The organism is Ureibacillus terrenus, assembly GCF_006569205.1.
Taxonomy (GTDB): Bacteria; Bacillota; Bacilli; order Bacillales_A; family Planococcaceae; genus Ureibacillus; species Ureibacillus terrenus.
Genome location: NZ_VIGD01000010.1, coordinates 107038 through 118724 on the forward strand (window position 1 = coordinate 107038; position 11687 = coordinate 118724).

Genomic DNA, 11687 nt, shown 5'->3' on the forward strand with positions numbered 1-11687 from the left:
GGAATTGGCTGATGAGCGTAATTCACGATGGCATTGTGCCTTGATTTGGAGGAATGCTTTTCATTATTTTGGAGAATAATGTCACTTAAGGTGAATGATGTTATGGCACAATGTCCGCTATGCAACTCTTTATATGAGATTGAGGTTTATTGTCCAAATTGCAAGAATAAATTGGAGGATTCCGGGAAGGTTTCGGATTATTTAGATCCATACGGTCACTACAATGATGAAGAAACGGTGAAAATGGGCGATGGATATCCGAATACTGCAAAAGATCAAATCTGCCCTCATTTGATGGTCTGCCGTGAGTGCAGCTATGATGAGGTACGATTCATCCGGGAAATATGATGCCGGGGGAAAAATGAAAAAGGAAATCGGGGGTGTATGGATGTTTCTTCAACAGAGTTTTTTTGAAAGTGAACATGGGGATGTAAAATTGTTTGAAGGGAAAAATGTATTTTCCCAAGTCAAGCTAAATGTTTATTCCTTTTATCAGGACGGAATTCTCATAGATTGCGGCGCCCACTCCATGAAAAAAGCGTTCATAAATTTTTTTGACCGCCTATCCATCGATCGGGTCGTCATCACCCATGCACATGAGGATCACGATGGTTGCGCCAAATATTTAAGCGAGCGGGGCATTCCGGTTTATTTGCATCCGATGTCGATCGAAAAAAGCAGAAAAAGGGCTGATTATTTGCTGTATCGCAAATTTTTCTGGGGCATCCGGCCTCCGTATCATGCCATTCCCCACGAAGAAACTTTTCAATCCCGCAAGTATAGATGGCGCATAATTGAAACACCGGGTCATGCGGTGGATCACGTAGCGTTTTTAAATGAATCGACGGGACAACTATTTTCCGGCGACTTATTTGTGACGCCGCGCACGAAATTGATTATGCGCACCGAGAACATCCCTCAAATCATCCAATCCATCGAGAAACTATTGCGGCTCGACTTCGGCGAAATGTTTTGCAGCCATGCGGGATATATCAAAGACGGGAAGCAGGCGTTACGAAACAAACTGGACTATCTATATGAATTGACGGATAAAGTGCGGAGTTTGGCCCGGGAAGGCTGCTCCATCGAGGAAATTCAACGGCAATTGTTCCCCCGGAAATATCAAATATCCGTTGTATCCAGAGGGGAATGGGATTCGAAACATATTATTACCTCTATTTTGTCCGGCAGCCATTTAGTAAATTCCAGTGCAAAACAATGAAAGTTTTTAATGATGACGGTCACCGGCAGTGGTGGCTTTTTCTTATTTTAGAACCTTTCTGAAATAATTTGAAACAAAAAAAGGGGCATTTTCGTAAATATGGGAAAAGATATGGAAAGCGGGGAAGCATATGAAAGAAAGCGGATGCTTAAAATGCGGAAGCAGAAATGCGGCGACGAAGGAAGTGGCCATGACGGGCACCGGTTTGTCGAAGTTGTTTGATATCCAACATCATCAATTTGTGGTCGTTTACTGCAAGGATTGCGGCTATTCAGAGTTTTATCACAAGGAATCTTCCATGGCCTCCAATATACTTGATCTATTTTTTGGAGGATAAAAATTGGGTTTTCTTCACAAATAAAAAATCATCCGTTGCCAAACGGATGATTTTTTATTTTTTGACAGAAGCAAATTATTCACACAATAAAATAAGGCGGACAAAATTTGCTTTTTTTGCAACAGAGCGGTCTTTCATAACGAATCCTGCCTTGTGGATCAGATCCTCGATCGGCTTGACGGACACGAATAAAACCCGGTCCGCTATCCGACGTGCGTGACGGATGATTTCGAATTCTTCTTCCAGTGAAACATGTGTGCAAATGTTGTATGGCAAATCCACGATGGCCACATCGAAATGCTCCGTCACATCTGCAATGGAGCCCTTCGTCACAGTGGTCTCATAGCCGAAATGAGCGATATTTTCCCTTGCGGCGACGCAAACAAGGGGACTGATATCCCTTCCAACAATATTGACATTCATCGACAGAGCTTCAATCAATACTGTGCCGATTCCGCAGCATGGATCAATGGCGCGAACGCCTTCAGGTTCCGGAATGGCGATATTGACAATGGCCCGCGCAACGCGGGTGCTGAGGGCTGTTGAAAAGTTGTTTGGCTTTTGAAGATGCTTGCGCCAAATCGATTCCGCTTTTACCGTTTTTCCCAAATACCATCGATCGTTGATGCAAAGCAATCCTAAAAGGATATCGGGATTGTTCAAATCCGGTTCACCATTGATGGACAGTCCAATTTGTTTTTCAATTTTTCTGCGTTCCGGGTGATGGATTTTTTTTGTATTTCCGATATCCATTTTGTTGAGGCAAACGACCTTAAACGTGGCATCATTCAATTGCCATGTTTTGAGCGATTGTTCAAGGTCTTCCAGACTATCCGCCTCAAAATATACTTCCAAGCGATCCTCCATAAAAGGGCTGCGGCTCGGATCGACACGTCGGTCGCTGATAATGTAGTTCTCCTTTGTATCGAATCCAAAGAAAGACCTCATTTCCATCCGGGAGAGTTCAAATTCATCGGGATGTTGGATATAGGTGTATATATATTTCGGTTGTTTAATCAAGCTCATCTTCCTTCATTCAAATAATATTTGCGGGCATAAAAAGAGACAGTCGTTTTGACCGTCTTTGAAAACATTCCTCTAAATATATCACATTATCGGAAAAAATAAAAAAGTCAAGGAATTGCATTTCAAGTGGCGGACAGTCCCAATGGGAGTTTTCCAACTTGAAATGAATAAAAGTGCGCTTTTTGCGCACTTTTGAAATGAGAAGTTAATTTTCCGACAACTGTTCAACCGGCACTTCCTGCTCGTTTTCGGGATCATCCAACGGATAGATTCGGGCTGTTCCTTTGGCTTCGTCGACATGTTGAATGTAAATGCGCCGGCCGTTAAATAAAATATTGGCCAGTTCCCCTGATTCCGCAATTTCTTTGGCCCGTTGCAGATTCATGGATCAGTCCTCCAATATCAATGAAGTCATTAACAGTATGGCCTAATTGCAATTTTTCATACTTTTTGAAGAGAATCATAATTTAATGACAATTTGGAAATAGTGAAGGAAAAACAATGAATAGGTTGTGGGAAAAATGGGGCGAATTTATACATCAAACAAATATGCGTTGCCAAGGAAAGTGCCGTGGGTAATGAAACAAACATGGAACGATATTTTATTGCTTCATTATCCTGTAAAAAAAGAAAGGTTGGAAATCTACCTTCCGCCGAATCTTTCGCTTGATACTTTTCAAGGAACGGGGTGGATGACCATTGTCCCGTATTTGATGAAATCCGCAGGGATTCGTGGGCTCCCTTCCATACCGATGGGAAAGGGAATGCCGGGAATCAATGTGCGGACTTATGTCAAAGCCGGCGAAAAACCGGGGATTTATTTTTTGAATTTGGGAATCCATCAACGATTTGCGGCGAAGTTGGCCAAAGAGCTGTTTCACCTTCCGTATTTTTCAGCGGATCTGTCTTTTTCAAAAAAAGGAAAGATGATTGAAGTCGAAAGCCGGAAATTTCCGTTCTCATTATCTTGTCAAATTCGGGTTCAGACTTCTTCTTTTGTGATGGAGAAGGGCAGTTTAGGGGAATGGTTGTTGGAGCGGTATTGTTTTTATACGGCAAACCCGAAAGGGAAGCTATTGCGCTGTGATATTTTTCACGATCCATGGTTGCTTCAGGATGCAGAAATCATCGGGCTGGAAAATCATATTTTACGGACTTTCAATATCAAACCGGAATCTTCCCTCCCCATCCTGCATTATTCCAGACAATTGCATGTGCATTTATGGCCGCCGGTTTCCGTCAAATAGCGGATAGCTTTAAAAAACTGTCATGTCCGCTTCAATATTGGCAGCCCATCATCGCCGATTTTCAGGCTGCATTTCCACCAACGATTTCGGTGACATGCATTTTCGTCAATAGGAAAAAGGCTGTCTGAAAACCTTTCAGACAGCCTTTAAATCGTGCATCTTAGTGTCGAAAGGGAGTAAAGCGGTGGTGGCAGAAGGCGGCATCAAGAATGCCCGGTTCAAAGATTAATAGTATCCTTTTGAACCGAAGCTAGTTCCAACGATGATCAACAAAATGAACAGCACCACAATCAACGCGAAGTTGTTGCCGAAGCCACCATAGTAGCCTCCGTAGTAATTTTGGCCCATTACTTTCACCTCCTTTTCACTTTTAATGTATGAATAGCCTTAAAAATGGGTAAGTACATATGTGGAGATAATCCGAGATTTTAATAAAAAAATTTATATATTTTTCATAGTTTTGGCCGCCCGGTATCCGATAAAAATGATGGATGTTCAGATTGTTTGTAATTGTTTGTTTGGAAAAAATCGCAAAGTAATAATTCATAAAACCTTTACTAATTTTTCTAATAAAGTTCGTTGAATTACTTTTTTTGTAAAAATAAAATAATCGCATAGGCAAAAAGAACTGGAGGGATTGTAATGAAATTACAAGAAAAAGTAGCGATTGTAACAGGTGCCGCATCCGGAATGGGAAAAGCGATTGCTGAATTGTATGCGAAGGAAGGCGCGAAAGTCGTTTTGGCCGATTACAATTTGGAAGGCGCGAAAGCGGTTTCAGAAGGAATTGTGAAAAACGGCGGGACAAGCATTGCTGTAAAAGCGGACGTATCGAAATTGGAAGATGTGGAAAACATGATCCAAACAGCCGTTGATGAATTTGGGACCCTCGATATACTTGTAAATAACGCGGGCATCATGGACGGATTCGAACCGGTCGGGGAAATCACTGATGAAAAATGGGACCGCATTTTTGATGTCAATTTGAAAGGCGTCATGCGGGCCATGCGGAAAGCGGTTAATTACTGGCTGGAAAACAATAAGCAGGGAATCATCATCAATACGATTTCAACGGGCGGATTAAACGGTGCCCATGCCGGCGTGGCCTATGTCGCATCCAAACACGCCCTTGTCGGTTTGACGAAGAACACCGGTTTTATGTACGCACAGAAGGGCATCCGTGTAAATGGCATCGCTCCCGGCGCCGTTGAAACAAACATAGGTGCAACGATTACGGATGTCAGCCAATTGGGTATGGAGCGGGCAGGATTAACCCATAAATTATCGCCGCGTTCCGGAAAACCGGAAGAAATCGCCCAAGTTGCCCTCTTCCTCGCCTCCGATGAGTCAAGCTTTATCAATGGCACTGTCATTGTCGCTGATGCCGGATGGACTGCGGCATTCTGAAAATGGCCAACCTCCTTTTCCAAAAGGAGGTTGGCCATTTTGCCGGAAGTGCGGTTATTGACGGATGCATTTGAATTCACCCCGGTGAAAAACTAAAATAAATGGGAGGAGAAAATAAAAAAGGGGAATACTGCTTTGAGATACATCGTCTTCGATTTTGACGGCACCCTTGCCAATTCAGCGCAAATTTATATAGATGCATGGAATGCCTATGCGGAAAAGTATGGCTATCGGCCGATCAAATTTGAAGAACTGCGGGAGATCCGGGATCTTGATTATTACGGGAAAGCCAAAAAATATCATTTTCCGATGCATAAGCTGTCCATTATATTGCCAAAGATCCAACAATATTTCAAAGAACACATCCATGAAGTAAAATTGTTTGAAGGAATAAAAGAAATGCTGGAATCCCTTTCTTCTTCCGGCTATAAAATCGCTATTATTTCATCGAACAAAAAAGAGAATATCCGGGGGATTTTGGAACGGGAAAACATCCATTCCGTGGATGAAGTGATCTCTGCCCGCAAACTGTTCGGCAAGGATGCCGCCATTCGCCGATTTATGAAGCGCCATCAATTGACGGCTCAAGATCTTCTATATGTCGGGGATGAATTGCGCGATATCGTGGCATGCAATAGAGTCGGGGTATCGTTTATGTTTGTCACCTGGGGACTGGACGGATTGAAGTTAATCGAAAGAGAAAAGCCTGCGTATGTGGCAAATTCGCCTAAAGAGATTGTCGAACAGCTGAGCCGTAAAGCCATTGGTGAATAAAGAAAAGTCTCCCTGAAACGGGAGGCTTAATTTTTTTCTTGGAGATGGCCGATTAAATTTTGGATAAACCCGCAGAATAAAACGATTGCCTGTTCAATGGACATTTCTTCGTGAAAACCCTCCAAATAATCAAGGGGCAAGTTGATTTCCCACAAACCTTCCATGTCCGAAAAAAGGGCGCTGTAGTTTTTGACGGAATCTGTATGTAAATGTTCTTCCAAATATTTTTTAATTTCTTCTCCGTATTTCTTTTTGACTTTTAATCCGAACAGGGCCATATACGTGCGGAAAACATCATCCATTTCGATGCAAAGGGCATCGACTTTGATTTTTTCAAAAGCAGGGCACTCTATATAAAGAAATTCATTGATATGCTTTTGAAAGTAGGAAATCGGGGTATTCAAAAAAGTAGGAGATTCTGTTTGGATCGTTTCCTCTGTTTCTTTATCGCATCGCTCCATATAGATTTTTTCCAATGCCATTCAATATTCCTCCTTTAATTCTCCCATATAGTATAACCTAACGGAAAGGAAATTTACTTCAATCATTTTGAAAAAGTGAGAGAAAAATATGATAAATATCAATTTTTTTCATAAATATAGACTAGCAGATTATCGAAAAGGAGCAGGAACTTATGATGAAATTTGCGGTATTAATGCTTGCGGCATTTGCAGGAGCGGCGGTGGCCGTGCAAAGCAAAGTCAATGGGGGATTGGGAAAGAAAGTGGGCCTGATTGAAGGTTCCTTTATTTCTTTCCTGATTGGGACGCTTGTTTTATTTTTCCTTATGATTTTTTTTGGAAAAGGGAATATTTTTGCGATGACAGAAGTGCCCAAATGGCAATTGATCGGAGGAATTTTGGGGGCCCTTTATGTGTTCATCACCATTTTTTCCGTCAATCAAATCGGGGTCGCTTCCACCCTGATGGCGGTTGTGCTGGGACAAGTGCTCCTTGGAGCCGTCATAGATCATTTCGGGTTGTTCGGAGGAGGAGATTATCCGATTACCATGAAAAAAACGGCGGCAATTTTGCTGTTAATATTTTCGCTATATTTGTTTCATCGATGACAATGCAGTCTCTTAGAAAAAATCTTGAATAAACCGATAAAATCTATCATAATATAGATATTTTTGGAATAAATTCATGTAAAATAGAATTTGGAAAGGGGAAATGAGAAATGTCGCAATTTAAAGCATTAGTCGTGGATAAAAAGGGAGAAGATGTGGAAATCGATATTCGGCAATTGTCCTTCGACGATTTGCCGAAAGGGGAAGTGCTGATTCGTGTCCATTATTCCGGTGTGAATTATAAAGACAGTCTTGCGACAATCCCTAATGGGAACATTGTGAGAAACTATCCTTTTGTTCCGGGGATTGATTTGGCAGGAGTTGTTGTAGCATCGGAGGATCCGCGCTTCAAGGAAGGCGATGAAGTGATTGCAACGAGCTATGAAATCGGTGTTTCCCATTATGGGGGATATAGCGAATATGCGCGCATCCCGGCCGGGTGGGTTGTGCCGCTTCCGGAAGGACTCACGTTGCGGGAAGCGATGATTATTGGGACTGCAGGTTTTACTGCGGCCTTATCCGTTTATCGCCTGGAACAAAACGGTCTTGCTCCTGGCCAGGGAAAAGTGCTTGTAACTGGTGCTACAGGAGGTGTAGGCAGCTTTGCCGTCGCCATTTTGTCAAAGCTTGGCTATGAGGTCGAAGCAAGCACCGGAAAAGAATCGGAACATGAATTTATAAAGCGCCTTGGAGCAAAATCCGTGATTTCAAGGGAAGAAACGGTCGGTCCGGGAAGACCGAAATCGTTGGCAAAACAAAGATGGATTGCGGCGGTGGACCCGGTTGGCGGGGAATCCCTGGCATCGATTTTGAGTCAAATCAAGGTGGGAGGACAAGTGGCAGTAAGCGGTTTAACAGGCGGCGCAAGCCTTCCGACTACGGTTTATCCGTTCATATTGCGAGGTGTTGATCTGCTCGGCATCGATTCCGCATATTGCGATTATCAAACGAGACAGGAAGTATGGAACCGCTTGGCGAAAGAGTACAAACCGGACCGTTTAGAGGATTTTATTCAAAAAGAAGTAGCATTGGAAGAATTGCCGGATGCTTTTCCGATCCTATTAAAAGGACAAGCAAAAGGAAGAATTTTGGTCCATTTGAACTCCTGATCAAAATAAAAAACTGTCTTGATATTTTTTCAAGACAGTTTTTTTTTGTCTTTTTTCTTCTACTATACCAATTTGCTTTAAAATAAAAAAGTTTCAATATTGGCAATTTTTTTTAATGATACAGTATAATTGCTTTGTAGAGAGTGAAGAGGGGTGTCAGCAATTGAATCGGATTCAAAGTGTCAAACAGAAGATTCAATATATGAACGAAGTAGAAGCGAAAAGCATTTTATTATTAATTTATGCGAAATTGGATAATGCAATCGACCAGGGAGATGAAGAACTCCTCAAGGAAACGGCGGAAGAAATTTTTGATTTGTACCATAAGTTGCCTCATAGAATATTGAATTGATGAAAATCCATTTTGAACCCCTTGATGTTCAAAATGGATTTTTCCTTTTGCTCTTTAAAGAAAAAAGGCCCAAAGACAACGCCTCAGGCCGCAAAAGGGTGTTGGCAAGGGGAATGGATGGCGGACAGTGAAAGCAAAGGGGGAAACCGCTTAATAATAACAATATCCGCTGTAGTTTGTTCCTACAATGATCAGCAGAATGAACAGAACCACAATTAAAACAAAGTCAAATTTGTTTCCAAAGCATCCTCCACCTGAACTGTATTTGGAAGACATATTTTCACCCCCTTGTTCGTACTTAATGTATGGCGAAACTCCCGCACCATATGGTACAAAAGCGGAAATCCTGCGGAATTAAGGACCAGGATGATTTTTCAATAAAAGTTCATTTGACAGAAGAATCATCATAAAATATAAATAAATTCTTCCCGCTCAGGAATGGAAACGCTTACGTTGAAGAAAGGTTCATTTCGGTTTGAGGCAGGTGAACGGATTGAAAGAGGAAAAAATCATCAATTTTCAACAATACAGAAATGAAAAAATCATTCATGACCTGCGTGAATATCCGGACAGTTATGAATACATGATGGTGAGGGAGTATGAAAAGCAATTTCATTTTACGCATACGGAATGCATCCAAATGGACGATTGTTTTGCGCAGCTGGTCAGATTCGGAAGATGCCATAAAATGGTTTCGGTGGTCTTTTTTAAAGACCATTGGACAGTGCCTAAAATTTTGGAATTTTTAACTGAACATCGAATCGAAATGTTTGATCCGGCCGCAAATCCAATTGAAATTCAAAACGCAGCGGAATTGATTGATGCCAAATTGTTCAGGGGACATCCCCTTGTTCTATATAAAAAGGGGAATAAAAACTTCATTTTAGATCCAAACAATTTGGAAGAAGTAACTGAAATGTATGAACAATACAATAAAATTACACATACGGGAATAGCCGAGAAGGTGATGAAAGAAAATATCAATGTCGATTGATTTCGCTTTTCAGAAAAAAATGCAGCAGGATAAAAAGCAGGAACGGACAAAAAATGCGAGATTTTATTATTGTTAAATTTTTGATAAAATGGATGAAAATAAAGGAGTGAATAATAATGGAAATGTATCAGAAAATTGCCGTAGCAGTGGACTTTTCAGAAGGGTCAAAAAAAGCGTTCAAACAAGCGATTGAATATGCTAAAAATTTCCAATCATCTTTATTGCTTATCCATGTGGTTGATACGAAATCTTTTGGTTCCATAGCAGCTTATGATCCAAAATATGCTCAAGAATTGAAGAAAGAAGCGGAAGAAGAGTTGGCAAAATGGAAAGAGGCTGCGGAAAAAGAAGGGGTTAAAGATGTCGAAGTGTCAGTGGAAGAAGGAGCAGCAAAAGCTGTTTTGACAAATCTTGATGTCGACCTGGTAGTCTGCGGCGCTACAGGACTAAATAAAGTGGAGAAATGGTTGCTTGGTTCTGTGGCGGAGCGCATTGTGCGCTATTCGAAGTGTGATGTATTGGTTGTCCGTTAATAAAAGGAATTCAACAGCCACTTCCGGCCCCATGTAAGGATTGGGTGGGATTGTGGCATTTTCATGTTCAGGCAAAGGGGAGAAAAAAGTGTTAAACAAACCATTTGAACACTTTCAAATCGGGGAATCATGGATTTCCCGCGGCCGCACCGTAACGGAAAGCGATATTGTGAATTTTGCCGGTGTCAGCGGCGATTTTTTTCCGTTACATACCGATTCGGAATATGCCAAAAATACGATTTTTAAGCAGCGGATTGCCCATGGCCTCCTGGTATTATCAATAGGGACAGGCCTTTTGGAAATGGCGCCCGGCACGGTTGCAGCCTTTTACGGAATAGAAAAGCTGAGATTTATTAAGCCGGTATTTATAGGGGATACAATCCATTTAAAATTGACAGTTACGGATTTAAAAGATAAAGGAAACGGCACCGGAGTGGTCACGTTCCAGCAGGAAATCATAAAGCAAACAGGGGAAATCGCTGTGATTGCGGAATATAAATTTCTGATGAACAAAAAAGAACGCGAATAATAGGTACTTTTTTTCTTTTTTTATTGGTTACGCTTAATGTGGTAGTTCTACCTTGAACGAGATCACCGACGTAATGAGGATTTGTTAAGATATTTTTAATGGTCGATTCATGCCATTTATCTCCTGCATTTATTTTACCTGCAACTTGCGAAGGGGTTGGAACTCCTTCTTTATATAGTTGTCTCGCAATACTTTCTCTTCCGCGCCCCTCTAAATATTCTTTAAAAATTCGTCGTACAATGTTTGGTGTCTCGTCATCCCGAATATACAATTTTCCATCCCGTACTTCATATCCATAGGGGGGATTTGAACCTTGAAAAAGGCCATTTTTTGCACGTGTTTTTAATGTTTCCTTCACACGATTACTAGTGTTTTGGGATTCTTGCTCATACATCCATGCGTAAAGACCAAACATATGCGTGTTACCGGTTAAGGTATTGATTGCATTATCCAGTGTAATGATATGAATCCCATGGTTCTCACATAAATTTTTGATTTTATACTATACGATAATTCTCCGTTACGAGCCAAACGAGATAACTCTTTGGCGAGGATAATGTCAAACTTTTTATCCTGCGCATCTTGAATCAATTTTTGAAGTTGTTCTCTTTTTGCTGTCGTCCCGCTTTCTATCTCTATATAAAAGTTGTAAATATCCCACCCCTTTTCGGCTATATAGTTGTAGAACAATTCTTGCTGATATTTAAGGAATCTTTTTGTTCTTCTTTATCGGTAGAAACACGAACATAAACTGCACATCTCAATACGAACCATGTCCTTTCTTTTTTTGTTGAGATGTAGCAGTGTTTACCTTAGTAGCATTATTGACAAGTTCCTTGATTTTATTATCAATAATGGAATTTATTAGATTCATAAACGTGACTGGAATATCCGCAAAAATTCTGTCGACGGTGTTTTCTAGTCTATTCACGATTTACTTATCTCCTTTTATATTTCTAAATGAGAGTTTTGCAAAATTAGATTTTTATTAAAAAGAGTTTTAAAAGAAACCCAAATAAATTGGGGTATTTTGTATCTTTGGTTTACAAATATTCTGTTTGTCCTTTTTTGGGCGTACTTGCAGAATT

19 protein-coding genes are annotated in these 11687 nt (G+C 40.9%); 12 read left to right on the plus strand and 7 right to left on the minus strand.

Annotation, left to right across the window (positions count from 1 at the left end):
- Positions 1-102 precede the first annotated feature (102 nt).
- The 3 genes from FKZ59_RS09165 (at position 103) to FKZ59_RS09175 (ending at position 1559) form a co-directional block, all read left to right on the plus strand.
- Entirely contained in the window at positions 103-348 is a 246-nt protein-coding gene (locus FKZ59_RS09165) for a hypothetical protein (RefSeq protein WP_141602457.1), read from the plus strand.
- Between the two features lie 40 nt (positions 349-388).
- Positions 389-1222: an MBL fold metallo-hydrolase gene (locus tag FKZ59_RS09170; protein ID WP_141602458.1), complete on the plus strand. Its 834-nt coding sequence runs from the start codon at positions 389-391 to the stop codon at positions 1220-1222.
- 130 nt (positions 1223-1352) lie between these two features.
- Positions 1353-1559, plus strand: a complete 207-nt coding sequence (locus FKZ59_RS09175) for a zinc ribbon domain-containing protein (RefSeq protein WP_141602459.1) — start codon at positions 1353-1355, stop codon at positions 1557-1559.
- A gap of 75 nt (positions 1560-1634) precedes the next feature.
- Here FKZ59_RS09175 and FKZ59_RS09180 read toward each other — a convergent pair whose 3' ends face one another.
- A complete protein-coding gene (locus tag FKZ59_RS09180) occupies positions 1635-2513 on the minus strand; it encodes a TRM11 family SAM-dependent methyltransferase (protein ID WP_408057481.1) in 879 nt (292 codons plus the stop codon).
- A gap of 277 nt (positions 2514-2790) precedes the next feature.
- Positions 2791-2970: a small acid-soluble spore protein H gene (locus FKZ59_RS09185; RefSeq protein ID WP_141602461.1), complete on the minus strand. Its 180-nt coding sequence runs from the start codon at positions 2968-2970 to the stop codon at positions 2791-2793.
- Between the two features lie 136 nt (positions 2971-3106).
- Between FKZ59_RS09185 and FKZ59_RS09190 the strand changes: the two genes are divergently transcribed.
- Positions 3107-3832 (plus strand): YqjF family protein, encoded by a 726-nt coding sequence (locus FKZ59_RS09190; protein ID WP_141602462.1) that lies wholly within the window; start codon positions 3107-3109, stop codon positions 3830-3832.
- A 225-nt stretch (positions 3833-4057) separates the two neighbouring features.
- Here the strand turns inward: FKZ59_RS09190 and FKZ59_RS09195 are convergent, their stop codons facing one another.
- Complete coding sequence (locus FKZ59_RS09195) at positions 4058-4180, minus strand: YjcZ family sporulation protein (RefSeq protein ID WP_141602463.1); 123 nt, start codon at positions 4178-4180, stop codon at positions 4058-4060.
- 294 nt (positions 4181-4474) lie between these two features.
- Between FKZ59_RS09195 and FKZ59_RS09200 the strand changes: the two genes are divergently transcribed.
- Together FKZ59_RS09200 and FKZ59_RS09205 are read left to right on the plus strand one after the other, a co-directional pair.
- Positions 4475-5239, plus strand: coding sequence for an SDR family oxidoreductase (locus FKZ59_RS09200; RefSeq protein ID WP_141602464.1), 765 nt, complete (start codon positions 4475-4477; stop codon positions 5237-5239).
- Between the two features lie 135 nt (positions 5240-5374).
- The gene (locus tag FKZ59_RS09205) at positions 5375-6013 is read left to right on the plus strand and encodes an HAD hydrolase-like protein (protein WP_141602465.1); all 639 of its coding nucleotides are present in this window, start codon (positions 5375-5377) and stop codon (positions 6011-6013) included.
- A gap of 26 nt (positions 6014-6039) precedes the next feature.
- Here FKZ59_RS09205 and FKZ59_RS09210 read toward each other — a convergent pair whose 3' ends face one another.
- The gene (locus FKZ59_RS09210) at positions 6040-6495 is read right to left on the minus strand and encodes a protoporphyrinogen oxidase (protein ID WP_141602466.1); all 456 of its coding nucleotides are present in this window, start codon (positions 6493-6495) and stop codon (positions 6040-6042) included.
- 155 nt (positions 6496-6650) lie between these two features.
- Between FKZ59_RS09210 and FKZ59_RS09215 the strand changes: the two genes are divergently transcribed.
- The 3 genes from FKZ59_RS09215 (at position 6651) to FKZ59_RS09225 (ending at position 8543) form a co-directional block, all read left to right on the plus strand.
- Positions 6651-7082 carry a DMT family transporter gene (locus FKZ59_RS09215; RefSeq protein ID WP_141602478.1) on the plus strand — a complete coding sequence of 144 codons (432 nt, stop codon included), beginning with the start codon at positions 6651-6653 and terminating at the stop codon, positions 7080-7082.
- 110 nt (positions 7083-7192) lie between these two features.
- The gene (locus FKZ59_RS09220; RefSeq protein ID WP_141602467.1) at positions 7193-8191 is read left to right on the plus strand and encodes an acrylyl-CoA reductase family protein; all 999 of its coding nucleotides are present in this window, start codon (positions 7193-7195) and stop codon (positions 8189-8191) included.
- A gap of 163 nt (positions 8192-8354) precedes the next feature.
- Positions 8355-8543, plus strand: a complete 189-nt coding sequence (locus FKZ59_RS09225; protein WP_141602468.1) for a hypothetical protein — start codon at positions 8355-8357, stop codon at positions 8541-8543.
- Positions 8544-8693: 150 nt separating this feature from the next.
- On the opposite strand, the gene FKZ59_RS09230 is transcribed toward FKZ59_RS09225, so the two are convergent.
- Positions 8694-8819, minus strand: a complete 126-nt coding sequence (locus FKZ59_RS09230) for a YjcZ family sporulation protein (protein ID WP_141602469.1) — start codon at positions 8817-8819, stop codon at positions 8694-8696.
- Positions 8820-9036: 217 nt separating this feature from the next.
- On the opposite strand from FKZ59_RS09230, the gene FKZ59_RS09235 reads away from it, so the two are divergent.
- The 3 genes from FKZ59_RS09235 to FKZ59_RS09245 all read left to right on the plus strand — a co-directional run bounded on the left by FKZ59_RS09235 (position 9037) and on the right by FKZ59_RS09245 (position 10599).
- Positions 9037-9537, plus strand: a complete 501-nt coding sequence (locus tag FKZ59_RS09235; RefSeq protein ID WP_141602470.1) for a hypothetical protein — start codon at positions 9037-9039, stop codon at positions 9535-9537.
- Positions 9538-9653: 116 nt separating this feature from the next.
- Positions 9654-10070, plus strand: a complete 417-nt coding sequence (locus FKZ59_RS09240) for a universal stress protein (RefSeq protein ID WP_141602471.1) — start codon at positions 9654-9656, stop codon at positions 10068-10070.
- An 88-nt stretch (positions 10071-10158) separates the two neighbouring features.
- The gene (locus FKZ59_RS09245; RefSeq protein WP_141602472.1) at positions 10159-10599 is read left to right on the plus strand and encodes a MaoC/PaaZ C-terminal domain-containing protein; all 441 of its coding nucleotides are present in this window, start codon (positions 10159-10161) and stop codon (positions 10597-10599) included.
- Here the strand turns inward: FKZ59_RS09245 and FKZ59_RS14950 are convergent.
- Entirely contained in the window at positions 10526-11014 is a 489-nt protein-coding gene (locus tag FKZ59_RS14950; RefSeq protein ID WP_408057479.1) for a recombinase family protein, read from the minus strand. The genes FKZ59_RS09245 and FKZ59_RS14950 overlap by 74 nt on opposite strands.
- A gap of 14 nt (positions 11015-11028) precedes the next feature.
- Positions 11029-11289 (minus strand): recombinase family protein, encoded by a 261-nt coding sequence (locus FKZ59_RS14955; RefSeq protein ID WP_246045855.1) that lies wholly within the window; start codon positions 11287-11289, stop codon positions 11029-11031.
- Between the last annotated feature and the right edge of the window lie 398 nt (positions 11290-11687).

Excerpts from the sequence above, each read along its gene's own strand:
- FKZ59_RS09185 (WP_141602461.1), bottom strand. The coding sequence starts at position 2,970 with ATGAATCTGCAACGGGCCAAAGAAATTGCGGAATCAGGGGAACTGGCC.
- FKZ59_RS09240 (WP_141602471.1), top strand. The coding sequence starts at position 9,654 with ATGGAAATGTATCAGAAAATTGCCGTAGCAGTGGACTTTTCAGAAGGG.
- FKZ59_RS09230 (WP_141602469.1), bottom strand. The coding sequence starts at position 8,819 with ATGTCTTCCAAATACAGTTCAGGTGGAGGATGCTTTGGAAACAAATTT.
- FKZ59_RS09180 (WP_408057481.1), bottom strand. The coding sequence starts at position 2,513 with ATGGAAATGAGGTCTTTCTTTGGATTCGATACAAAGGAGAACTACATT.
- FKZ59_RS09215 (WP_141602478.1), top strand. The coding sequence starts at position 6,651 with ATGAAATTTGCGGTATTAATGCTTGCGGCATTTGCAGGAGCGGCGGTG.
- FKZ59_RS09165 (WP_141602457.1), top strand. The coding sequence starts at position 103 with ATGGCACAATGTCCGCTATGCAACTCTTTATATGAGATTGAGGTTTAT.
- FKZ59_RS14950 (WP_408057479.1), bottom strand. The coding sequence starts at position 11,014 with ATGTTTGGTCTTTACGCATGGATGTATGAGCAAGAATCCCAAAACACT.
- FKZ59_RS09195 (WP_141602463.1), bottom strand. The coding sequence starts at position 4,180 with ATGGGCCAAAATTACTACGGAGGCTACTATGGTGGCTTCGGCAACAAC.
- FKZ59_RS09220 (WP_141602467.1), top strand. The coding sequence starts at position 7,193 with ATGTCGCAATTTAAAGCATTAGTCGTGGATAAAAAGGGAGAAGATGTG.
- FKZ59_RS09200 (WP_141602464.1), top strand. The coding sequence starts at position 4,475 with ATGAAATTACAAGAAAAAGTAGCGATTGTAACAGGTGCCGCATCCGGA.
- FKZ59_RS09170 (WP_141602458.1), top strand. The coding sequence starts at position 389 with ATGTTTCTTCAACAGAGTTTTTTTGAAAGTGAACATGGGGATGTAAAA.
- FKZ59_RS09190 (WP_141602462.1), top strand. The coding sequence starts at position 3,107 with ATGGGGCGAATTTATACATCAAACAAATATGCGTTGCCAAGGAAAGTG.
- FKZ59_RS09210 (WP_141602466.1), bottom strand. The coding sequence starts at position 6,495 with ATGGCATTGGAAAAAATCTATATGGAGCGATGCGATAAAGAAACAGAG.
- FKZ59_RS09175 (WP_141602459.1), top strand. The coding sequence starts at position 1,353 with ATGAAAGAAAGCGGATGCTTAAAATGCGGAAGCAGAAATGCGGCGACG.